A 23,547-nucleotide genomic window follows, 5' to 3' on the forward strand; every position below is an offset into this window, starting at 1 on the left:
TCCTCTAATTGATTACTGTTTTTTTAAATCCGTAACGGGGTTCGAAAGCGACGTGAATCCTTCAATCCGGCATTCCACTTCATCGCCGTCCTGAATGTGAATCGCGCCGGGGGTGCCGGTGGAAATAATGTCGCCCGGTTTGAGCGTCATCACTTTGGAATGAAAGGACACCAGATTCCACGGCGTAAACGTCATATTGGAGACGACGTTCTCGCGGTGGACGCTGCCGTTGATCACGGTCGCCACTTTAAGCTCATCCACGTTGTCGACTTCTTCGACCGTAACGAGCTCCGGTCCGACGCTGAAAAAGGTATCAAAGCTTTTCGAGCGCGTTAAGTAGCGCGGGTTTTTCTCGAGAATGTCTTCCGCCGTCATATCAATAATCGTCGTGTAGCCGGCGACATAGTCCATCGCGTCGGCTTCGGAGACGTTTTTGCACGTGCGGCCGATCACTATGCCGAGCTCCGCTTCCGCGGTCGTCCGTTCGGACTGATGCGGAATTTCAATCGTATCCCCCGGGCCGATGATTGAGGTGAGCGGCTTCATGAAGCTGGCCGGCTCCGTGCTCGGGGCTTTTTCTTTTAAATCAGCGGCATGATCCTGATAGTTCAGGCCGATGCCCCATATTTTTCCCGGGGTGCGCATCAGCGGGCTGTAGCTGCCGTCTGTCTGTTCTGCCAGTTCCTCAAGCTCCTGCGGGTGCGACTGCGCCCAGCTCCGGAGCTCCTCGAGTTTTTCCGACACAATCAGGTCCTCCACCTGGGTGGGAAAGAACGTCTGGTGCGTCTCGTTGATAGCTTCTATTTTAACCTGTCTGCCTTCTTTTAAAACGATCACGCCTTTGTCGGCGCCGTTTTCGCGTATCGAAGCGGTTCTCATTGTTCCGGTCACGTCCTTTCTTATTTACTGCCTCAGGAGGCGGCGGGAAAGCTGCCCATCTTTATTAAATGCCAGCGTGAACCGCTCTCCTGTATCAAAGCTGATCCGCTGCTTTTCCATTTCCTTAAGCACGGCCGGGCTGACGTACAGCCGGTGCAGATGAAGCGTATTCGGTATTTGAATATATGTCAGTGCATCGGTATCTTCTGCGCTCAGACTGTTCAGAGCGGTTTCCACGGCCTGCTGCTCCGTGTCGTAAATAAACGGAATCATCGCCCGGCGCAGAAAGGTGCTCGTGAGCGCGTTCGTGTAGGTGGTGTGCCGGTCTATTTTTTGAAAAAGCGAGTGGGTAATAAAATCAACCAGCCCCACCCCCTGAGCATTGCCGAATGATTCCTCCGACAGCTCGAGTGCTGCGATCCGCCTGATGACAGGTGAAGCCGGCTCCGGTACGCCATCAATCCGCCAGCGGCCGATAATGTTCGGATCCATGCCGGTGCCGCTGTAGTTTTTGCCCATTTCTTCGACGACAAGCACGTCCAGTTCCTGCACGGGAAGCGACGGCATCAGCTGCTTGGACAGCTCCAGAAGCTCCGCTTCTGCTTCAAACCAGTTTTCCTTCCGGACGGCTTTCACTACCGCGGTTTGATCGAACGCGTTTTCCACGATGCCGATGCCCATCAGCGGCGGCCCCTTCTCAAGGCACGTGCGGCAGATATCTTTAATGTTTTTTTCCATCTGCAGGGAGCCGTGGCTGTGGATAAAAGCGGCGCCTTTAATTTTTCCTAGTCCGATCGCGGCCATTTTGCTCAGCCCGCTTTCGACACTGCCTCGGAATGCCGTATGGGCTTTGACCCGGTTCATCACGATAATGCCATCTGCGGCGAACGCGTGCTTGTCCATGTAGGCGGGAATACCGTTTGCGGTATCAGAAATGTGTTCTACGTCCATGGAGGAGAGAATCTCCGCGCCGGCTGCGGCTTCGGTGATGCCTAAATGCTCGAGCACGCTCCGCTGCCTTCTGCCGTCGCACCGCCGTGGCTGCCCATAGCAGGAACGAGAAACGGCACGCAGCCAAATTGTTTAACCGCGGCGACGGCGGACGCAATCAGTTGGTCAATCCGGTAAATGCCCCGGCTGCCGGCCGTAATCGCAATCCGGCTTCCTTCCGGAAAATTCTGCTCGCGCAGATGAGCGTGACTTCTTCAGTGACGGCCGCTTCAATATCCTCCAGGCGCTCCTCCGGAAAATGCTGCGTAACTTCAATCAGCTCCATCGCGTACCGCCTCCTTTCGTCCGAGAATATGCTGCACGCTCGCTTCCGGGGCGGTCAATACCGGTGTATTTCCGGCAGGTACCGTTCCGGCGGTGTGCGCCATACTGTACTGGGAAAGCACGATCACATCGACCCCTGAATCTGCTGGACCATTTGCTGAATTCTTGTGTCATGCCCCGTTTATCTCCGCGGCGAGGCAGGCCATCGCCTCGGTGTCGACTTCGTATGAATGTCACGTCCGGGCAAGACTGGTTAAGTAGCGCTCCAGCGGAGGCGGCGTTTCTTTGACCGTCGCAATCAGTCCTACTCTTTTATATGCGGCCGCTGTTTCATGACGCCTTCATCGGAACGCAGCACGGGAATCTTCGTGAGCGGCTGAATCAGATCGCGGGCTTCGTTGAACGCCGAGCAGGTGAGCAGAATCACATCTGCGTTCCTCCTCTTCGCCCGGCGGGCAGAACTCACGAACGGTACAAAATAGTAGACGAGAGCGTCTGCTGTTTTTTCAAAAAGCGACAAGAGCGTCGTGTCATAAAATGATGAAGCTCCGTTTCTTCCGGTGCCGCTGAAAGGCGTCTTCAATCGGCTGGAGCGAGGATTTCAGCGCATGCACGCATACAACTTTCATACCACCGCCTCCTTTCTGTTACATAGTCAAATAGCTGATACCATAAATTACAACGGATACGAAAGCGCCCGTCACGAGCACATAGGGCAGGTTCCACATTCCCACTTTGAACGGCGAGCGGTGAAGCAGGGTGCCCAGCGTTAAGTTCAACGCCGCCGCGGAGACACGACGGTCGACAACGACCAGCCGGCCATCAGGGCAAGCGCAAACGCTTCGACGCTTATCATCAGATCAGCCGTGGAGACGCTGGCGCCGATTAAAGAAACGGTCAGAATCTGGTGAATGCCGCCGGCACCGAGCAGAACGATCACGCCAATCGTCATGACAATAACGAGCAGCGGCGACAGCTGGTTAATCGCTGCAAAAAATGAAGCGATAAACGGAGATACCGGTGTGGTTTCAACCATTTTGGCGAAAAAAGCGGCCGCTATGAAGAGCACCGCTTCATTGTGTATATTCGGAAGAATCGTATTTTTGTAATGCTGCAGCGAGCGCCCGAATGCCTGTATTCTGTTGATGCACACCGACCAGAGTATCGGGTAGGCAATCGCGATCACGCTGATCAGGATCACCAGATTAACATCAAGCAGCCGCTCGAGAATAAAAATTCCCGCAAACATTCCGGCGAATATGACGAGCAGCTCTATCCCTTTACCGGCGGTAATCGGCGCGGCCCGGGCCGCCTGCATTTCTTTATCCATCGCAGCGGCCAGCTCTTCTGTTTCCGGAGGCTGTTTCATAATCAGCAGCACCGACACGGCGGTGCCGATCAGCACAAGCAGCAGCCCCCAGAAAATAAAGGGAAAAATCGGCAGCCCGAGCATGCTGAGCACAATCGCCACCCCGGCAAAATACGGGGACCAGCACATCGCGAGCGTAAATCCCTGCGATATCGCTTTTGTATAAAACTTCGGATTCTTTTCAATTTCGCTGTGAAACAGCTCAAAGGAGATGCGCACAGAGCCCAGATTCATAAACGAAGACAATATGCTTGTGAGAATCACAATGTTCGAAAAGATTTTAACCGGCGTTTTTAAAAACCGGTGGGCGATGATGGAAATATATTCAACGTAGCCGCCGTTTTTTAACGGATAGGCAAACAGCGGTACGGATACGAACAGCGCCACGAGAGGCAGGTTTTCAATCAGGGATTCCCGCCAGTAGGAAAATCCGAGACCCTGGGCAAAAAATACCAAATGGCCGGTAATCAGCAGAATACTCGTCATGATCTTCGGAAAAAATGCCATAAAAGGCAGCGAATAAAGAATCAACCCTACAGTAAGCACCATCAGCACCTGTTCTCCCGGCCAGCCGGTAAAGCTGAAAAGGATAAAAAGAACGGTCAGCGTCAGCAGCAGATACCCTCTGGAAATTGAAATCCGCTCCGGCCATTTGTTTACGGTATCCATCAGCCTCCCCTCGTTTTCTCCTCCTGTATGATTCTGCCGTCTTTCGTCTTATCTGCCAAACGAAGGGACGGAGGCATTAAAAAGTCAAAGTCGCAGCCTTGATCGGCCTGCAGCACATGTTCCTGAAACAGCTTTTTGTAGCCGCGTTCTGCTCCGTTTTCCGGAGGGGCAAAGTTTTCACGCCTGCGGGCGAGCTCCGCCTCGTCGACGAGCAGCTCCAGCTCCCGTGCCTGCACATCCATCCGGATCGTATCCCCGGTTTCGACGAGCGCAAACGGCCCGCCGACGGCTGATTCAGGCGAAACGTGCAGCACAATTGTCCCAAAGGCGGTACCGCTCATGCGGCAGTCCGAGATGCGGACCATATCCCGCACTCCCTGCTCGAGCAGCTTTTTCGGGATCGGCAGCATGCCTGCTTCCGGCATCCCCGGTGCCCCGCGCGGCCCGGTGTTTTTCAGCACCAGTATGTCGTCGGCTTCGACGTCCAGGTCCGGATCGTTTACTTTCTGCTCCATGTCCGCGGTGGATTCAAACACGACCGCGCGGCCTTCATGCTTTAACAGAGCAGCGGAAGCCGCTTTAGGCTTAATGACCGCTCCGTTTGGCGCAATATTTCCTGTCAGAACGGCGATTCCGTCTCCTTCATGGAGCGGATCAGACAGCGGGCGGATCACGTGGCGGTAGTTGTCAGACACGGTTACATCCGCCAGGTTTTCTTTCAGGGACTCTCCGGTAACCGTCAGTACATCGGTATGAAGATACGTTTCTATTTCCTTCATTACCGCACGCGCCCCGCCGGCATGGCTGAATTCCTTCATCTGGTATTCCCCTGCCGGGCGGAGATTGGCGATAAACGGCGTATCCTGTCCGAGCGTGTCGAAGCGCGACAGCGGCAGCTTAATGCCGAGCCGGCCGGCAATAGCGGTCAGATGAATCACCGCATTGGTGGATCCGCCGACAGCCATAATCATCCGGATCGCATTGTCGAATGCTTTTTCCGTCATAATATCCGAGGGCACGATATCTTTTTCCACGAGGTTCACGATCTGCTTTCCGGCTTCCTGGGCTTCGGCGAGCTTTCTGTTATCGGTGGCAAGCGTTGCTGCGCCGCCGGGAAGCATCATGCCGAGCGCCTCTGAAACGACCGCCATCGTGCTCGCACTCCCCATCACCATACAGTGGCCGGCGGAAGGTGCGAGCGCCTGGTTAATATTGTCGAGCTCTTCTTCCGACACGCTGCCGCTGCGGTACTCCTGCCAGAAAAAGCGGCAGTCTGAACAGGCACCGAGCGTTTTCCCTTCGTATTCTCCGTTGTCCATGCCGCCTCCGGTAATCATAATGGAAGGAATATCAGCACTTGCCGCCCCCATCAGCTGGGCCGGCGTCATTTTGTCGCAGCCGCCGATTAATACGACACCGTCCAGCGGCTGGGCGCTGATCATTTCTTCTGTATCCATCGCAGCCAGATTCCGGAACATCATCGTCGTCGGGCTCGTAAAGCTTTCGCCGAGAGAGATAGTCGGAAACTCCAGCGGGATGCCGCCCTCCATCAGCACGCCACGCTTGACGGCTTCGACAATTGGGCCAAAATGGGTATGGCATCGATTCACCTCGCTCTGTGTGTTGCAGATGCCGATCGTCGGCTTTTCCCAGTCCTTTTTTGTGTGCCCCATATGGCGGGCGAACGCCTGTCTTAAAAATACGCTGAATCCTTCATCTCCATACGAAGCGGTTTGTTTGCGATCCTTTGCCATAAGCGTGCACCCTTTCTGTTACATGGACTTGCTCTGTGAGAGCTCGATGATTCCTTCGGTTACCTGCGTTCCGTCTTCCTTTGATACCTTCAGCGTAAAGGTGTTCTCTTTTTCCGCCGGCATCCACTCGATAAGCAGCGCTTCATCGAGAAACACGCGGCCGGTGAATCTGGTCTGAAAATGCGAGACGTACCAGTCTTTTTCCAGGAGTGGCAGAAACGGCATATATGTATACGCCATCGTCAGCAGGCCGTGCACGATAACGCCGGGAAGGCCATGCGCTTTCGCTTCCTCCTCATCGATATGTATGCCGTTGAGGTCGCCGGAAGCCCGGGCGTAACCCTGTACCTGCTCTCTGCTGAAGCCGGATATTTTTATACAATTTTCATGAATAGTAGTAATGTTCATTCAGGCACTCCTTCCGAGCGCCGTCCGGCTGCTTTCCAGACGAGCACACGCCGGGAGATAAACACCGTCTGTTCTGCGCTGTCTTTTCCTGTCTGCGTTAAATAAATAAATGCCATCTCTCCGCTTCTGCCGGTTTTGCGGACGACCTTGTCGATCCGCTGGGAACAAAAGAGCGTTTCTTCCGGCACGAGAGGCCTGTAATAGTCGTATTCCTGTTCGGCGTGAATCATTCCGGCATCCGGCCAGATAAGGCCCTGGATGTCTCCAAACGAAAACGTCCGAACGAAAGTCGGCGGGACGTGACCCTCCGGCATACCGGGAAAGCCGAGAGCTTCCTTAAACTGATCCACCCTTTCAGAGGAGACCGTATTTTCCACTTCCGCTGCAGATACATGCAGAAAATCTTCCCAATACACGGCTGTCACCCTCCTTTTTTTATGAAGAAAAAAGGAAAAGGCTGTTCAGAAAAACAGCCTTCACTTCTTTGGAACAGATGTCCTGTATTAGTCAAGAAGACCTTCCTCTTCATAGTACTGCTCTGCGCCGGGTTGGAATGGAATATCTCCGGAACCTTCATCAAAGTTCTCTACCTGGAACTGCTGGAACGTCTCATGGCTTGTGTGCAGGTCTTCAATATTGTCCCACATTGCTTTCGTGAGATCGTAGACCACTTCATCGGACATGGACGCATCCACTACGAGGAAGTTCTGCATCGCCGTCGTATGAACGTCTTCTTCCTGGCCTTCATATGTTCCAGCCGGGATCGTTTCATCAATATAGAAATCATACTCATCGAGCATTTCCTGGCGCTGTTCATCATCAATGCTTGTCAGAACCCCGTTGGCCGTGCTCAGCATTTCGCTTACGGCAGATGTCGGGAGGCCGCCGTTAATGTTGGCGCCGACTACCTGATTATTTCTCATCAGATCCGTTGCTTCCGGGAATGCGCCAAAGTTGGCGTTAATGTCATCAAACGTCAGATCGTATGCGCCGAGAATATGCTGGGACGCAATTTCCGTTCCACTTCCCGTCGCTCCCGGTGCAAAGCTTTCGCCTTCAATATCACCGATGGACTCAATTCCGGCGCCTTCACGCATCACAACGTGATTGTAGTTTGGATAAATACCAGCAAGGATTCTTACGTCTTCATACTGCTCGCCTTCGAATCCATTTTCGCCTGCATAGGCATCCTGGAGAATGTTACCCATTACGAAGCCGACATCCGCTTCTCCCTGGGACATGTAGATCATATTCTGTACGCTTCCATTGGAGGACTGGGAAGAGGAGGACACGCCGTCCACCTCATTGGACCAGAAGTTGGAAAGACTTGCACCAAGCGGGTAGTAAAGGCCGGTTTCACTGGCTGTTACCAGGTTCACCTGCGTATCTCCTTCTTCTGCCTCATTGTTTCCTTCGCCGCCGTCCAGGCCGCCTTCTCCGGATGCTTCGCTTCCTTCAGAGGATTCGCTTTCTGATCCACTGCCGCCGGACTCTTCTCCACCGCCGCCTCCTCCGCAGCCTGCGATGAACGTCAGTCCTACCGCCATGGTCACTGCTGGAAATACTCTTTTCGTGGACATCTTTTTCATGATAAAACTCCCCTTTTTCTTTTTTTATGTTTCTGAATGCCTACAGTTTTACTCTCCCATTGTCTGACATAGGATCGGCTGGTTCCTTTTTTTTCTTAGGCTGCTTCGCTTGGGTCGGCTTCACTTTCTGCCACGCCATAATGCCGATCAGCAGGGCAATTCCTACCAGATCCCAAAGAAATGTCGGTTCGACAAGAAGGAAAGCGCTGACAAAAAGAATGAGACGCTGCGCTATATTAGCTCTGGTCAATAACCAGCCCTGCAGGCCGGCTGCCAGAGCGATAACACCAATAATCGCTGTAATGGCGGCGAGAATACTTGCCGAGTAGCTGGAGCCGTCAAACAACAGCACCGGATTGAATAGGAAGAAAAACGGTATGATAAAGCCGGTTATTCCTATCCTCACCGCCGTCATCGATACTTTGTTCGGCGACGCGTTGGCTATACCGGCTGCGGCGTACGAGGCCAGCGCCACCGGCGGCGTAATGTTGGATAAAGCGGCGTAAAAGAAAGCAAACATGTGCGCTACAAGTACCGAAGCACCAAGTTCCACAAGAAGTGGTGCCGATACGGTCGCTACGATAATGTACGCCGCTGTCGCCGGCACGCCCATACCCATGATGATGCTGATCACCATCGTGAAGATACCGGCGATTAACAGGCTGTCGCCTGCGAGGTTCAATATGTTATTTCCTACTACCAGACCGAGACTTGTAAGCGTAACCGCACCGACGATAATACCGACGATGGCAGTGGCTACACCAACTGCTACGGCAGCCTTACAGCCGTCTTCAATCGACTGGATAATCATTCTAAAGCTCATTCTGGTCGATTTTCTAAATGCACTGACCAGAATCGTGGCAAACAGGGCAAATACCGCGGCGTAGGTCGGCGTCGTACCGATAACCAGTAGGTAAACCAATACAGCCAGCGGGACAATCAAATGTCCTTTGCTTTTTAACACGCCTATAGCTGAAGGGATATTTTCCTTGCTTATCCCTGACAACCCGAGGTTTTTTGCTTCAAAATGAACGACCATGAAAACAGTAATAAAATACAGAAGCGCCGGAATAACCGCAGCGAGCATGATCGTTGTATACGGCACACCGATAAACTCTGCCATAATAAAACCGGCAGCACCCATAACAGGCGGGGCGAATAATCCACCGGTAGAGGCTACGGCTTCCACCGCTCCGGCGAAATGCTTCTTGTAACCCGTTTTTTTCATTAAGGGGATAGTCACGGTACCGGTCGTTACGACGTTTCCGATCGCACTTCCATTTACCATGCCCATCAGACCGCTTCCGAGTACGGCTACTTTCGCAGGCCCTCCGGCCGTGCTCCCCGCTATCGTAAGGGCTAAATCGTTAACAAAGTCGGTAAATCCGCTGTTTTTCAAAAAGGCCCCAAACAGGACAAACATAAAAACGAATGTGGTGAAAACACCAAGCGCAATCCCGAATATTCCCTGAGCGCCCCAGAACATTGTGGAAATTGTTCTTGTCAGCGTAAAGCCTCCGTGTCCGAAGGTTCCCGGGATGTAGGGCCCGAGAAATATATACGCAAGAAAGACTGCTGCAATAATAGAGAGTGTGTTTCCTACCACCCGTCTGCTTGCTTCAAACAGAAACAACGTTCCTACCGCTCCGGCCACGTAGTTCCAGTCCGTACGGTGAAAGCCTCCCCATTCTCTGGCAAATGTTTCATAAATAGAGACGAAATAAATGATGGCAGCGATGGAACCGATGATACAAATCATGTCCCAAATCGTAGGAAGTCTTCTTTTGCCTCCACTTTTCTTTGAAGCAGGAAATAACAGAAACGCCATCAGGAATAGAAAGCCGAGAGTATAGGCTCTAAGAATAAGCGCCTCCATGTTTCCGAAGCTGTTAAAGTACATCAGCATGAAGGCCCAGACAATACATATAGCTGTGATACCCCACTTCATAAAGCCGGTGTAGCTTCTCATCTTGCCCTCTTCATCCAGTATTTCCATCTGCTTGTGCTCTTCTTCCAGTGTTTCTGTGCTTTTCTCACTCATGTTCATGTCCCCCTTTCGATTGTGGTTTTTTTATGTTATTCGAACGGCCAGGCCGGAAGCGTTTTGCGCAGCGGCTTGTCTTCGTTATAGCCTAATGCGTAGCGGGCCTGCATGACCGTATGGATTTCCCGTGTTCCTTCATAAATCACAGGCGCTTTGGAGTTTCTTAAGTACCGCTCCACCGGATATTCGTTGGAATAGCCGTAGGCGCCGAATATCTGCACGGCATCGTTGGCGGCTTCGTTGGCAAAATTACAGGCCTGCCATTTCGCCATCGACGTTTCTCTTGTGTTGCGTTTTCCGGCATTCTTTAAGCTGCCTGCTTTAAACACAAGAGCGCGTCCCATCTGCAGGCCGGCTTCCATATTCGCAATCATCTGCTGCACGAGCTGGTGTTTCCCGATTTCTTTTCCAAAGGTTTTCCGTTCGTGGCAGTAGTTCACGCTTGCTTCAAGGGAAGCCATTACGAGCCCGCAGGCGCCGGCTGCCACGGTGAACCGGCCGTTATCAAGCGCGCTCATCGCTATTTTAAAGCCTTCCCCTTCTTCTCCGATCAGATTTTCTTTTGGCACTTTAATGTCTTCAAAGAAAATTTCACCGGTGTTTCCTGCACGGATACCGAGCTTTCCTTTAATCGCCTTGGACGAAAAGCCGTCCATGTTCCGGTCGATCACGAACGCTGATAACCCTTTGTGGCCGGCGCTCTTATCGGTATAGGCAAAGACGAGAAAATGATCTGCATAGTCACATAGGGAAATCCACGTTTTCGATCCGTTTAAAATGTAGGAATCGCCGTCTTTGACCGCCGTGGAGTTCATCGCCGCCACGTCTGAGCCTGCGTTTGGTTCAGTTAAGCCGAATGCGGCGATTTTTTCGCCTTTGGCTTGAGGCGTAAGTATTCGTTCCTTCTGTTCTTCCGTTCCCCATTGGGAGAATCGTCATACTGTTTAAGCCGGTGTGTACAGAAACAGCGGTCCGATAGGCCGTGTCGCCGCGTTCAAGCTCTTCGCAGGCAATCGCGAGCGTATTGTAGTCCATTCCGCTGCCGCCGTATTTTTCCGGGATACAGATTCCCATCATGCCAAGCCCGGAGAGTTTTTCCAGAATCGCCGGCTGAAATTCACCTTTTTCATCCCACTGCTGAATATGGGGAATAATCTCTTTATCTACAAAGTCCCGAAGCATGTTCTTGACCATTACCTGTTCCTCTGAATAGTTAAAATCCATCGAATCGCTCCCTGCAATCGTATTATAAAGCGCTTACATATATAGACAAAAAAGAAAACGCCAGTCTTCTCCTAATTCTCCCATGCAAAATAGATCATGCAAGAAGACAGAGCGGACTGGCGTTTGGATCCGAGATTCACTTCCGGCTAAAGAAGTAAGTCGGAACTTAACAATCCATAATCGTCTTTAATAGTTACAATGATAGTCAATTCCGGCAAACATGTCAATATGAATCTGAATATTTATACTTTTTTTAAATTGGATATTGGATCCAATTTACCGCTTACGCGTCTTTTGGTACGGGTCCGGCTTCCATCAGCAGCTCTACTAAATGAACAGCGCGCTGGCCGGTGGCTGCTTTTTGGGCTCCGTACTTCATCTGCAGGAGGCAGCCGGGGTTGGTCGTTACAATAGTGGACGTCCTGGTGCTGCCGGCATCCTTCATTTTCACGTCGAGAATATTCATAGAGGATTCGTGCTGGACGAGATTATATACCCCGGCCGATCCGCAGCAGAAATTCGGATCATTCATTTCCTGGAGCTCCACACCTGGAACCGCCTGCATCAGTGCCCGCGGCGCTTCCGTGACGCGCTGCACGTTCGTCATGTGGCACGACGGCTGATAGGTGATCCGTTCATGAACCGGTTTTGTAAAGTGCAGGCTGTCGAGATCAGCCAGCACCTGGGTAATGTCTCTTACTTTGTTTGTAAAAGCCAGCGCCCGTTCATGCCAGACGGTCCCCTCTTCAAAAAGGTGGTCGTAGCGGATCATCTGCGCGCCGCAGCCTCCGGCATTGTTCACGACGTAATCGACATCGAGCTCCTCGAGCATCTGAATATTCTGCTTCGCGAGCTCCACCGCTTTGTCATGTCTGCCCGAATGGGCGTGCAGCGCCCCGCAGCAAGTCTGTTCTTCAGGAACGACCACACTCGCTCCAGCAATCGCCAGCAGCTCCATCGACTGTTCGTTAATCGCAAAAAACATGCTGTCCATTACACAGCCGGTGAAAAAAGCGACCCGGGCTTTCTCGGGCTGACGGGCCGGACGGAATGCCGGACGGGCGCTTCGTTCTTTTGGAGACGGCTGCGGAGGCAGTACTTTTTCAAATTCCCCCATCGCAAGCGGCGCGAGCGTGGAGAGCCGCAGCTTCTGCGCCGCTTTCTGCAGGCCGGTTTTCTGATACAGCCAGGTCAGATTGCCCACCGTATTCATGCCGCCTGTTGAGGGAATCAGCGTATCGAGCAGGGAGTGCTCCACCGCCTGCTGCAGCTTCGGCTTTTGTTTGTTGTCTTCAATGACCCGCTTCGCGCCTTCCAGCATCTGATCATACTGGACGTTTGTCGGACAGACCGGCATACAGGCCATACAGCCGAGGCACTTACCTACGGGCTCCTCCAGCTCTTCAAGACCGATCTTCCCTTCCGCCGCGAGCTTCATCAGCTGAATCCGGCCGCGCGGCGAATGCTTTTCGGTTTCCATCGTTTCGTAGGTCGGGCACGCGGGCAGGCAGTAGCCGCACTGCACGCAGTCAAAGGACTTCTCATAGTTCATCCGCTCTTTCAGCGTACCGGGATTACTCATCGGTTAACACCAGCCTCTGCCCGGGCTCAGCAAATATTTTGCCCGGATTCATAATGCCGTTCGGATCCCAGGCGTCCTTAATCCGGCGCATCATATCTACACCGACCGCGCCCAGCTCCTGCTCCATAAACGACGATTTCATCGTGCCGATGCCGTGCTCCCCGGACAGCGTGCCGCCAAGCTCAATCGCGGCTTCAAAAATCTCCCCGACGGCAAGCTCCACCCGCTTCATTTCCTCCTGATCGCGCTTGTCGCAGAGAATATTCGGATGCAGGTTGCCATCTCCCGCATGGCCGAACACGACGAGCGAAACACCATACTTCTCCCGTATGTCGGCAAGACGCGCCGTCATCGCCGGAATCTGGCTTCTCGGCACGGTCGCATCCTCGGATACTTTCGTCGGCTTAATTTTGGCAATGGCCGGTGAGACCATTTTTCTCGCCTTCCAGATCGCAGCGGCCGCTTCCGGCGTCTTCGGCTCGATGACCTCCAAAGCGCCGAGGTCTTTCATAATTTGACTTACCTGCCGGGCTTCCACCTGAATCGATTCTTCATTGCCATCCAGCTCAATCATAACAATTGCGGCCGCATCGGTTGGCAGTCCGGACGGCTGATAAGCTTCCACCGCAAGGGCACAGGCCTGGTCAATGAACTCCATTTTGGCAGGAAGAATGCCGGAGGTAAGTGTTGTAGAAATCGCCTCCCGGCGGTTTCCATCGACGCAAATGACGCCATTATTGTCTGTACAGCCTGAGGCTTCGGGATCAGCTTGAGCGTGGCTGCCGTAATCACGCCGAGCACTCCTTCCGAGCCGACGATCAGCTTGGTCAGATCAAACCCGGTTACATTTTTAATCGTGCTCCCGCCGGCCTGCATGACTTTGCCTTCCGGCGTTACGACTTCCAGACCGATCACGTAGTCCTTCGTTACGCCGTACTTCAAGCCGCGGGGCCCGCCGGAATTCTCCGCGAGGTTGCCGCCGATCGTGGACACATGCGCACTGCTCGGGTCCGGTGGATACATCAGGCCGTGCTCTTCCGCCGCTGCGTGAATGGCCGCGGTGAGCGTTCCCGGGGAAACGCGGGCGGTTAAATCACCGGGCGTAATATCGATGGACGACGGCCACTGGCTCATATCGAGCACGATCCCCCCCTTTACAGGAAGAGGCCCGCCGCTCAAACATGTGCCCTGACCTCTTGGCGTAACCGGAACGCGGTACGTGTTCGCCGTTTCCATCACTGCGACCACTTCTGCGGTGCTCCTGACCTGCACGACCGCCTCCGGCAGAAATTCACCGAACGATCCGTCGTAGCTGTAGCTGTGCCGGTCCGCCGTGCCGGTCTGAACGCGTTCCTTATCGATTCGCTGCTGCAGCGCTGTGATCCATTGAGCTTCCATGATCTGTCCTCCTCCTTCCTTCATCCACGCGTTTCACAATCTCTTTGCCGATTTCGAGGCTTGCTGTGGCGGCAGGAGACGGGGCGTTGCAGACGTGCAGGCTGTTCCGGCCGGGTACGATATAGAAGTCATCGACCATTTTGCCGTCTACGCTCAGCGCCTGGGCCCGGACGCCGCGCGGGCCCGGAATCAGATCCTCTTCCCTCACCTCGGGCAGAAGCTTCTGCAGGTTCTTTACAAATTTCTTTTTGTTTACCGAGCGGATCATTTCGCCGGTGCCTTCTTTTAAATACGGACGCGCCAGCTTCCAGAAGCCTTTATAGAGAAGCACTTCGGACAAATCCTTCCAGTTGATGTCGCTTTTCTTATAGCCTTCCCTTTTAAACCCGAGCACCGCGTTCGGCCCGGCATCCACGTTGCCGTCAATCATGCGGGTAAAATGGGCGCCCAGAAATGGGAAATCCGGATTTGGCACCGGGTAAATCAGATTGCGAACGAGGTGGCGGCTCGTTTCCACAAACTTGTAGTATTCTCCGCGGAACGGCACGATTTTCACATCCAGATGATAGCCTGCGAGCTTTGCCATCCGGTCGCTCTGCAGGCCGGCGCAGTTAATTAAGTACTTTCCTTCAAATCGGCCTTTATCGGTATCAACGGTCACCCCGGCTTCATGCTCAGCAATTCCCGTCACGGCCGTTCCGCTTTTCACTTCGGCTCCGGCTGCCTGAACGAGTTCTGAGAGCTTATTGGACACCTGTTTGTAATTGATAATTCCGGCCGTTGGCACGTGAATCGCCGCAATACCGTTGACGTGCGGCTCTTTTTCACGCAGCTCCTCCTGATTGAGCTTTCTTATATTCAAACCGTTTTCCAGGCCGCGCTCATACAAATCCTCCAGAAACGGCAGCTCTTTTTCTTCGGAGGCCACAATCACCTTGCCGCAGATGTCGACGTCGATGCCATGCTCTTCGGCAAACAGCCGCATCGACTCGTTGCCCGATTTGGCAAGTCTTGCCTTTAAGCTGCCCGGCTTGTAGTAAATACCCGAATGAATCACGCCGCTGTTGTTCCCGGTCTGATGCGACGCCACCTGCTGTTCTTTTTCCAGAATAACGATTGTAGCTTCCGGCTTCTCTTTTGTTAAAGCGTAGGCTGTCGATAATCCGACAATCCCTCCGCCGATAATAATATAGTCTGCCATATCATTTCCTCCTTTTAGTGATCTACTCTCGTGTCTCCCAGCTTGCGACGGGCGTTCTCCAGATGGGTTCGCATGGCGGCGCGGGCGGCCTCCGGGTCCCGTCGGCAGAATGCCTCATAAATAATCTGATGCTCTGCGTACACTTCTTCCCGCTTTTCCTGCCTGCCCACGTTCTGCGAGAGCGAATAGTCGAGCGCTTTCTGCAGAAGGCCGCTGACGTTGTTCATCGTCTGTTCGAGGAAAGGATTGCGGGCGGCTTTGAGCAGCACACGGTGAAAGGAAAAATCCGCCCGCGCCCCGACTTCCTGTTCATCCGCTACGGTTTTGGAAAACTCTTCGAGCGCCAGCTTAAGCTCATCTTCTTCTGCCGACGTATGGCGCACCGCGGCAAGAGCGGCCGCTTCTACTTCAATCACGCTCCGCATTTCGAGAAGGTCATGCACTTCTTCAATTTTCACTACGTCATATGGAATCTGCTCGAGCATATCGACAAGCGGAACCGGATGCACCCTGCTGCCGCCGCCCTGTCTTGATTCCACGATTCCGCTCGCCGACAAAATACTGAGCGCTTCGCGGATCGGCGCCCGGCTCACGCCGAACTGACGGGCAAGCTCCATTTCAGACGGCAGCTTTTCCCCCGCCGGAAAATCCCCGCTTTTGATCTTTTCTTTAATCCGCTCCAGCACCTGGCTGGAGACTTTCTTTCGGTCAATCATGGAATCCATCCTCTGCCTCCCTTTCTTATAACGCAAAATAAACTTGTCATGTTGTATGACAAGTTTAGCTGAAATCGCTTCCTTTTGGCAAGAAGTTCTTCTATAAAAAAAAGAAAAGAAAACCCGAACTCTCTATTTTAATAACGAGAATTCAGGCTTAATGCTGCCGGATGTCATGAAGTTTTGCTTGAATGTTTTCGCCATACCGGCCCTCTCTATTTTTCCAGCTTCTTCATGATGGGGTATTCTCCGAGGCTTTGAATAACAAGGGAGAGCACAATGGCAGCAAAAGTCAGGGATACAATCATATCTGCCTGGCTGTTCGTATCTGCTTCAATACTGAGCAGAAGGGCAACGGATACGGTTCCTTTCAGCCCCGACCAGGTAATAATGGAAATAGAGGTCCAGCTGAACGAAGCCGGAACGGAAAGCGGATTATGGAGCACTCCTCCCAGTACGATAAAACGGACCAGCAGCGACAAAATAAAAATAACAACAGCAAACAGCCAGCCGTCAAAGACGAGATAGTCTGCAGCCTGAATACCAATCAGCAGAAAAAGAAGCGACAGAATAATAGGCTCCAGCACATTCCAGAATCCGTCCAGATAGGAGCGCAAGTTATCCTCATTCTCCGTAGACGTCAGTGCATAGGAGACCATAATCCCTGTACATACAGTAGCAAGCACTCCGGAAACACCGGCCGCCTCTGCGATGTAAAAACTTCCATAAGCCGCAAGGAGACTGAGCATCACCTGATATACATGCTGATGCATGTAATGAACCGCTTTGGTAATGATCCATCCTGCTGCCAGGCCAATAGCTGTTCCACCGAGGGAAACGAGGAGAAACTCTCCCAGGAATGAACCGGCGGAAAACGTCTCTCCGTGAACAAACATTGCTGACACAATCGTAAATACAACCACACTCGTTCCATCATTAATCATGGATTCCCCTTCTACGATAGTGGAAATATTTTTATCTTCAGATGTTTTCTCTAAAATGGAGGTCACCGACACCGGATCGGTAGGAGTTAACATCGCCGCAATCAGCAGGGCCCCTACAAAAGAAATATCTGCAAAAGCCGGAGCCAGCGCATAAATGGCTCCTCCAAATAACAGCGTCGTCAATATAAGGCCGATAGAGGCCAGTACGGCTATTGTACCCGCATTTTTCTTTAAATCTTTTACCGGAAATTTATAAGCAGAAGCAAACAGCAGCGCCGGCAGAAACACCATAAAAATAATATCTTTCGTTAAGTACAAGGAAGAAAAGTAGGGAACAAAGGATAAAGCGATCCCCAGCAGAAGCAGTACCATCGGCACCGGGAACTGTTTATTTTTCTTATCTATTACCAGAATAATAAATCCAATAAAAAGCAGAATGAAAAGAAGATGAAGCTGTTCTGTCATGAGTCTTTCTCCTTTCTATGGCAGATTTTTCACACTAAAAAAGCCGAAAAAAGATATGAACCTTTTTCCGGCTTATATAGGAATGGATAATTACCTTGTTTATTCTATGTTACACCAAACCTGTTTTTTTAAACCTTTAAAACGATTGTATATTCCGGTCATACATCCCGGACTGTAGATTCTTTATCTCCTCTGCTCTGAAAAAACCATACGGCTTAAATAACGTTCCTCCAGCTCTTCGACCGATAACGGTTTACTAAAATAAAACCCCTGAATGTCGGAGCAGTGATGCGCTTCCAGGTAGGCGACCTGCTCCTCGGTTTCTGCGCCCTCCCCCGTGATCTCGAGGTCAAGGTAGCGTCCGAGAGCAATAATTGCCTGGGTGATTTTTTCGGTTTTGCTGTTTTCATAGACTCCCTGGACGAACGTACGGTCCAGCTTCAACCGCTGAATAGGGAAATCTTTTAAGTGGGAGAGGGAACTATAGCCCGTGCCAAAGTCATCCATCGACAGCGACACTCCCAATGCGCGCAGCTGATGAAGCATTTGAATGGAGTGATCGGTACAATTCATCGTCATGCTTTCCGTCACTTCGAGTTCCAGCAGAGAGGGAGACAGCTGATATCTTTCTAAAAGAGCTTCTATATAAGGCACTAATTCCACTGATTGAAACTGCCTGGCCGACAAATTAACCGATACAAGAATAGGCGTTCCGTTTTCCTGCCATTGTTTTGCCTGCCGGCAGGCCTGATCCAGAATAAAGGCTCCTAGCGGAATAATCTGCCCGGTTTCTTCGGAAAGAGGGATAAACTGACCGGGCGGCACAATCGATCCATCGCTTTTTCTCCATCTCACCAGCGCTTCCACTCCGGCAATCCGCCGGTGATGACAGCCGATACGCGGCTGATACTCAAGAAAAAATTCTTCCCGGTCGATGCCCAGCTGAAGATCGAGTTCTTTTTGAAGCAGGAACTGCGAAGCTTCTGCCAGCTGCGGATGAAAAAAGGTAACGCTGTTCGGCCCTCTTTTTTTTGATTCGTACATCGCTAGATCCGCATGTTTTATTAACGTATCCGGATCTCTGCCATCCTGCGGAGCCAGCGCGATCCCCACGCTTGCTGAAGTGGAAAGAGTATAACCATCTATCAAAAAAGGAGTGCTGAACGCTTCAAGCAGATGTTCCACCTGGCTCTCCAGGCGGTCTTTGGATGTATAGTCCGACAGAAAGATAGTAAATTCATCTCCTCCGAGCCGTGCCAGAAACCCCGAGCCCCCTACTTTATTTTTCAGACGGCCGGCTGCGGCTTCCAGCAGCTGATCTCCTACTGTATGACCGATGGAGTCATTAATCACTTTAAAACGATTCAAATCCAAAAAAAGTAATGCGTAGCCCTCATCAGAGTACTGGAATTTTTCTTTTAGGTGATGTACAAAAGAACGGCGGTTGGGAAGACCGGTTAATAAATCATGATAGGCCGCCTGCTGCAGCTGCTGTTCACCCACGACCTGTTCGCTGATATCTCGGGCAATCCCCTGCACTCCGTCCAGCTTCCCGTCCAAATACAAAGGGATCAGCGTTACGTTCAGATGAAGCGCTCTGCCCTTTGCTGTAATGGCAGTATTGAAATTCACTGCCTGTTCTTCGGTGACCACCTGCCGGAAATACTTGACCGTTAAATCGACCGTATCTTCACGAAAAAGCTGCTCCCACTTCGTCAGCGGCCATTGGGAACGAGAGAGACCGGACCACTCCACTCCTGTTTGATTCATTTTACGGAATCTCCCCTGCAGGTCCAGCGTAAAAATAGCATCCACGCTGTGCGCAATCAAGGACTGGTAGCGCTGCTCATTATCTGTTAGTTTCACCGCCTGTGATACTACACGCCGATCATAAAAAGCTACCAGAATAAAAATGCCCTGAATTAAAAAACCAGCAGGCCTATCACAACGGCCATGGTGAGACTTGTCATTTCGCCGACTGTCGGTGAACCGGCGTCTATCCGAAAACCGGCGGCACTTAAACCAATATAATGTGTTCCGCTTATCGCTGCCCCGAGCAGCAACCGCACTTACTGCTTTTAATACATATTTCTTTTTGGAATCAGGCCAGGCAGGAAACACATAAAAACACCGAAGTGCTATGATCGATGCCCCTATAGATACAAAAATGGAAAGAAGCAGAAGCGGAAGATCATATGTAATCGTTACGTTCTCCATAGCATCCATTCCGATATAATGCATGGCGGCAATCGCACTGCCCATACATACCCCGGCAGAAAAAAGACGAAGACCATGCAGTGAAGAGGAGACGGAAACGACCCAAAAAGCTATTAAAGCACCGAGCCAGGCCCGCGCCAAACGATACAATCAGCAGCCTGGATTGGTATTCGACAGGAATTCCTAAATGAACAGCCATCATTCCAATGATATGCATCGACCCAAATGCCGACAGCCATCACTAAAGAACCGCTGATAAGCCAAAGCTTCCGGCGCATGCCTCTGGAGTCCATCATCTGAGCGGAAACATGCAGTGCCGCGTAGGAGGCCAGCACAGCAACAAGCACCGATATCGCCGCCGTTTCTAATTGATATGTTTCTATTATTTCAGCCATGACCCTTATCCTCCTATCGTAAGCCGCTCCGTTAGAAAGAGCATGTGCTTGTTCTATCGGTCCTCACGACCCTTTTGTTTATGCCGTTGAGGCTTTTTCTTTTCCATAAAAAAAACGAGCCTCTTTTTTTATGTAGAGACTCATTACTAATACTACCATTTAATTTTTTATTTCGTTTGTTCTACATCTTTTATTACTGAAATTCCTAAAAACGATCACCACTCATAATGTACGTTGGAGAAAATAACAAAATCATACGGTTCCAGCCATAGGGAATCAGGTCCGAGCCCGTCGTTGTTTGATACAATGACCTGCCTGTTTTCTTCATTAAAAGAAACAGGTACCCTTTCCGCTGTGAAATTCGCGTACAGCGTGATCTCCTGATTTTCATACGTTCTTTTATAGGCAACGATATGGTCATCCTCTTCGAACAGTGCCTGGAACGCTCCTTTTTCGATAATTGGCGCTACCGCAGTATGCTTACGAAAGGCTATCAGCTTCTGGTAAAAGGTATAGAGCGAATTGGATGCAGCCTTTACCGTTTTGACATTCACTTCCGGGTAGTTCGAATTTGTCTCCAGCCAGGGGCTCCCTTCTGTAAACCCTCCCTGTTGCGAATCATCCCACTGCATCGGTGTTCTCGTGTTGTCGCGGCTTCTTTTCCAAATAAAAGCCAGTGCTTCTTCCTCGGAACATCCGTTAGCCAGTGCATAATCATACTGGTGGCGGCTGACGGCATCATTGTAGGAAGAAATATCAGGATATTCTACATTGGTCATTCCTATTTCCTGCCCCTGATAAATATAGGGCGTGCCTTTCATTAGAAAATAAACGGCCGCCAGCATCTGCGCACTGTGCGTATGGCGGAATCCTTCATGTATAAAACGGCTCAGGGATCTGGGCTGATCGTGATTTTCAATATACAGCGCCGACCAGCCTTCCTGCAGACGGCGCTGGCTGTCAAACAGCGGCTTTTTAAAATCATGTACCGTCCATTCTTTCATTTCATACCACTTGGCACTGGCCGTCAGGTCCAAGTCTACATGATCAAATTCAAACAGCATCGTAAAAAAGCCGTGTTCCCCAATATAATCTTCTATTTCATCTGCGGGCACGCCCGGTGCTTCCGCTACGGTAAACACTTCATCGTGCCTGAATCCTTTTTCTTTCAGCTCCTGAAGATGCTTTTTAATCCCCGGCTGGTTCAGGCTTCCTTTATCAATCGTAACCATGCCGTCGCTGCCATCCGCTTCGAACGAAGGAAACTCTTTATTTTTTTTAATGTAGGTGATCGCGTCCACCCGGAAGCCGGCTACCCCTTTTTTCATCCACCAGTGGATCATCTGATAGATGGCTTTGCGCATATCTTTATTTTCCCAATTTAAGTCGGGCTGCTTTTTGTCAAACACATGGAGGTAATATTGATTCGTCCGTTCATCCCATTCCCAGGCCGACCCGCCAAAGTTCGAACGCCAATTGTTGGGAGGCCCTCCATTTCCATCTCCGGAGCGCCATATGTACCAATCCCGTTTCGGATTATCGAGCGAAGCGGACGATTCTTTAAACCAGTCGTGTTCATCCGAAGTGTGATTTAACACCAGGTCAATAACGATGCGGATATCACGTCGGTACGCTTCAAACAGAAGCCTGTCCATATCCTCCATCGTTCCAAAAGAGGGCTCAATTCCCTGATAGTCAGAAATATCGTATCCATTATCCGCCATCGGAGACGGGAAAAATGGACTGAGCCAGATAATATCAATCCCAAGATCTTTCAGGTAATCCAGCTTGGCGATGATTCCCGGCAGATCCCCGATGCCGTCTCCATTCGTGTCGTTAAAGCTCTTCGGGTATATTTGATACACGACGGCATTTTTCCATTCGCTTTCTTTCATTATGCTGTCTCTCCCTGTCACCTGTTACAGGCGTGTTGTGATAGAAGGTTTCAGTTCCCATTTTTCTACTTTTACTAATTCAGCCGGTTCATCCGAAAAGAACATAATCGCCGTTGATGTGAATTTAGGATAGATTCGTGCCGTCATCGATGCGGCACCATGCTGCATAAAAATTTCTACGGAAGAATTATCAATATACAGACAGATATCCATTAATCCATCCTGCAGAGGTACCTCTGCTTTCCTCACGCCGCCCGGTCCTTCTCCCGCAGACGATCGGTCCAGCACTGCTTTCTGCTGCCCCACGTCATAGCTCCACGTTGTCTTCTCTGTGCCGTCGTCATCCCCCCGAAAAGAAAGACCAAAATGGCCGGCTCTTTTCGCGTCTATCGTAAGACGGAGCTCAAGAGTTTTTCCATTGATCCCGTCCAGCTGCAGGGCGTTATGGATGTGCACATTGTTGTAGGAAACCTGCTTCTGCCTTAGCGCCTCCAGCTCCTGAACCGGAAAGCTGTAAAGGCGTCCTTTTTCCATCCACAGCTCCCGGGGAAGCGTCATCGCCCCCGTCCACTGCTCTTTTTCTTCCGGCATCGGGCTTTCCCACATCGCCATCCAGCCTACCATCAGCCTTCTGCCTTCTGCGTCCAGCGTCGTCTGCGGGGCGTAATAATCAAACCCGTAGTCCAGCAGCTTAAATTGTTCGAATTGGAAATTCTCCTTATCCGCTTCCAGCTTTCCCGGAAGATAAACGGCCTGATGCAGATTGTGGTATAAATCCCCTTCCGGGCGAACGCCCTGCGGAGACATAACGATCATGTCCTGTCCGTTTACGGTAATCAGATCCGGGCATTCCCACATATAGCCCATGTTCCCGGTACCCTTTGCCACGATGCTGATATACTCCCAGTTCAGCAGATCGCTGGATTTATAAAGCAGGGCCTGTCCTGTATTTTCCCTGCTTTTGGAGCCGAGGATGCAGTAGTACATTCCGTCCTCTTCCCACACCTTCGGATCCCTGAAATGAGCAGGATCAATATTTCCTTCCGGCGCTTCACTTATGACGGGATTGTGCTCATATTTTGTAAACGTAATGCCGTCGTCGCTGATAGCCAGGCACTGTGACTGTTTGAGATCTGTATCCGGGTCCGGCCCGGTCCAGATATTGCCTGTATAAAATAAGTACAGCCTGCCGTCCTTTTCGATCGCGCTGCCTGAAAAGCAGCCATCCTTATCGTACGGTTCACTCGGCGCTAGTGCGACAGGAAGATCCTCCCAGTGGGTCAGATCCCTGCTTTTAATATGGCCCCAGTGCATGTTGTCCCATTTCACCGAATAGGGGTGGTGCTGATAAAACAAATGATACTCTCCGTTGTAATAACAAAATCCGTTCGGGTCATTGATCCAGAAAGCCGGGGCGGTAATATGATAATCCAGACGCCACTCCCCTGCGGCCTGTCTTTTATTTTCTTCCAACACGGAAGCTGTTGCTTGTTCCACCAGTTCCTGATGCGGCATACAGAATC

At 51.4% G+C, this 23,547-nt stretch carries 21 protein-coding genes and 2 pseudogenes; all 23 read right to left on the reverse strand.

What is annotated here, in order from left to right; translation table 11 throughout:
- Positions 1-12: 12 nt before the first annotated feature.
- The gene (locus tag MMY81_RS27915) at positions 13-891 is read right to left on the reverse strand and encodes a fumarylacetoacetate hydrolase family protein (RefSeq protein WP_308215514.1); all 879 of its coding nucleotides are present in this window, start codon (positions 889-891) and stop codon (positions 13-15) included.
- Between the two features lie 12 nt (positions 892-903).
- A complete protein-coding gene (locus tag MMY81_RS27920; RefSeq protein ID WP_252315373.1) occupies positions 904-1,887 on the reverse strand; it encodes a DUF2088 domain-containing protein in 984 nt (327 codons plus the stop codon).
- 100 nt (positions 1,888-1,987) lie between these two features.
- Positions 1,988-2,155 (reverse strand): hypothetical protein, encoded by a 168-nt coding sequence (locus MMY81_RS27925; protein WP_252315374.1) that lies wholly within the window; start codon positions 2,153-2,155, stop codon positions 1,988-1,990.
- Positions 2,142-2,282 (reverse strand): hypothetical protein, encoded by a 141-nt coding sequence (locus tag MMY81_RS27930; protein ID WP_252315375.1) that lies wholly within the window; start codon positions 2,280-2,282, stop codon positions 2,142-2,144. The genes MMY81_RS27925 and MMY81_RS27930 overlap by 14 nt, the downstream gene beginning before the upstream one ends.
- 176 nt (positions 2,283-2,458) lie before the next feature.
- Positions 2,459-2,674, reverse strand: a complete 216-nt coding sequence (locus tag MMY81_RS27935; RefSeq protein ID WP_252315376.1) for a hypothetical protein — start codon at positions 2,672-2,674, stop codon at positions 2,459-2,461.
- Between the two features lie 127 nt (positions 2,675-2,801).
- On the reverse strand, positions 2,802-2,933 hold the full coding sequence (locus MMY81_RS33530) for a hypothetical protein (protein ID WP_256498018.1): 132 nt from the start codon (positions 2,931-2,933) through the stop codon (positions 2,802-2,804).
- Positions 2,930-4,192 carry a hypothetical protein gene (locus MMY81_RS27940; RefSeq protein ID WP_252315377.1) on the reverse strand — a complete coding sequence of 421 codons (1,263 nt, stop codon included), beginning with the start codon at positions 4,190-4,192 and terminating at the stop codon, positions 2,930-2,932. Before MMY81_RS27940 ends, MMY81_RS33530 begins: the two co-directional genes overlap by 4 nt.
- Positions 4,192-5,946, reverse strand: coding sequence for an IlvD/Edd family dehydratase (locus MMY81_RS27945; RefSeq protein WP_252315378.1), 1,755 nt, complete (start codon positions 5,944-5,946; stop codon positions 4,192-4,194). The genes MMY81_RS27940 and MMY81_RS27945 overlap by 1 nt, the downstream gene beginning before the upstream one ends.
- An 18-nt stretch (positions 5,947-5,964) precedes the next feature.
- On the reverse strand, positions 5,965-6,354 hold the full coding sequence (locus tag MMY81_RS27950; RefSeq protein WP_252315379.1) for a MaoC/PaaZ C-terminal domain-containing protein: 390 nt from the start codon (positions 6,352-6,354) through the stop codon (positions 5,965-5,967).
- Positions 6,351-6,770, reverse strand: coding sequence for an FAS1-like dehydratase domain-containing protein (locus MMY81_RS27955; RefSeq protein WP_252315380.1), 420 nt, complete (start codon positions 6,768-6,770; stop codon positions 6,351-6,353). Before MMY81_RS27955 ends, MMY81_RS27950 begins: the two co-directional genes overlap by 4 nt.
- Positions 6,771-6,857: 87 nt before the next feature.
- The gene (locus tag MMY81_RS27960) at positions 6,858-7,943 is read right to left on the reverse strand and encodes a TAXI family TRAP transporter solute-binding subunit (protein ID WP_252315381.1); all 1,086 of its coding nucleotides are present in this window, start codon (positions 7,941-7,943) and stop codon (positions 6,858-6,860) included.
- Positions 7,944-7,983: 40 nt separating this feature from the next.
- On the reverse strand, positions 7,984-9,984 hold the full coding sequence (locus MMY81_RS27965; RefSeq protein ID WP_252315382.1) for a TRAP transporter permease: 2,001 nt from the start codon (positions 9,982-9,984) through the stop codon (positions 7,984-7,986).
- A 35-nt stretch (positions 9,985-10,019) separates the two neighbouring features.
- Positions 10,020-11,211 (reverse strand): annotated as a pseudogene (locus MMY81_RS27970) (acyl-CoA dehydrogenase family protein).
- Between the two features lie 283 nt (positions 11,212-11,494).
- A complete protein-coding gene (locus MMY81_RS27975; protein WP_252315383.1) occupies positions 11,495-12,793 on the reverse strand; it encodes a (Fe-S)-binding protein in 1,299 nt (432 codons plus the stop codon).
- A pseudogene (locus tag MMY81_RS27980) lies at positions 12,786-14,191 on the reverse strand (FAD-binding oxidoreductase). Before MMY81_RS27980 ends, MMY81_RS27975 begins: the two are co-directional and overlap by 8 nt.
- Positions 14,148-15,392 (reverse strand): L-2-hydroxyglutarate oxidase, encoded by a 1,245-nt coding sequence (lhgO, locus tag MMY81_RS27985; protein ID WP_252315384.1) that lies wholly within the window; start codon positions 15,390-15,392, stop codon positions 14,148-14,150. The pseudogene MMY81_RS27980 and the gene lhgO overlap by 44 nt, the downstream one beginning before the upstream one ends.
- A 14-nt stretch (positions 15,393-15,406) precedes the next feature.
- The gene (locus MMY81_RS27990) at positions 15,407-16,117 is read right to left on the reverse strand and encodes a FadR/GntR family transcriptional regulator (protein WP_252315385.1); all 711 of its coding nucleotides are present in this window, start codon (positions 16,115-16,117) and stop codon (positions 15,407-15,409) included.
- A gap of 206 nt (positions 16,118-16,323) precedes the next feature.
- Positions 16,324-17,517, reverse strand: a complete 1,194-nt coding sequence (locus tag MMY81_RS27995) for a cation:proton antiporter (protein ID WP_252315386.1) — start codon at positions 17,515-17,517, stop codon at positions 16,324-16,326.
- Between the two features lie 183 nt (positions 17,518-17,700).
- A complete protein-coding gene (locus tag MMY81_RS28000) occupies positions 17,701-19,779 on the reverse strand; it encodes a putative bifunctional diguanylate cyclase/phosphodiesterase (protein WP_374562961.1) in 2,079 nt (692 codons plus the stop codon).
- Positions 19,709-19,951 (reverse strand): MHYT domain-containing protein, encoded by a 243-nt coding sequence (locus tag MMY81_RS35950; protein ID WP_374562963.1) that lies wholly within the window; start codon positions 19,949-19,951, stop codon positions 19,709-19,711. Before MMY81_RS35950 ends, MMY81_RS28000 begins: the two co-directional genes overlap by 71 nt.
- Positions 19,848-20,129, reverse strand: coding sequence for a hypothetical protein (locus MMY81_RS28005; protein ID WP_252315388.1), 282 nt, complete (start codon positions 20,127-20,129; stop codon positions 19,848-19,850). Before MMY81_RS28005 ends, MMY81_RS35950 begins: the two co-directional genes overlap by 104 nt.
- A 215-nt stretch (positions 20,130-20,344) precedes the next feature.
- Positions 20,345-22,024: a glycoside hydrolase family 13 protein gene (locus MMY81_RS28010; protein ID WP_252315389.1), complete on the reverse strand. Its 1,680-nt coding sequence runs from the start codon at positions 22,022-22,024 to the stop codon at positions 20,345-20,347.
- 24 nt (positions 22,025-22,048) lie between these two features.
- Positions 22,049-23,539, reverse strand: a complete 1,491-nt coding sequence (locus tag MMY81_RS28015) for a glycoside hydrolase family 32 protein (RefSeq protein WP_252315390.1) — start codon at positions 23,537-23,539, stop codon at positions 22,049-22,051.
- Between the last annotated feature and the right edge of the window lie 8 nt (positions 23,540-23,547).

The organism is Sinobaca sp. H24 (genome assembly GCF_023845525.1).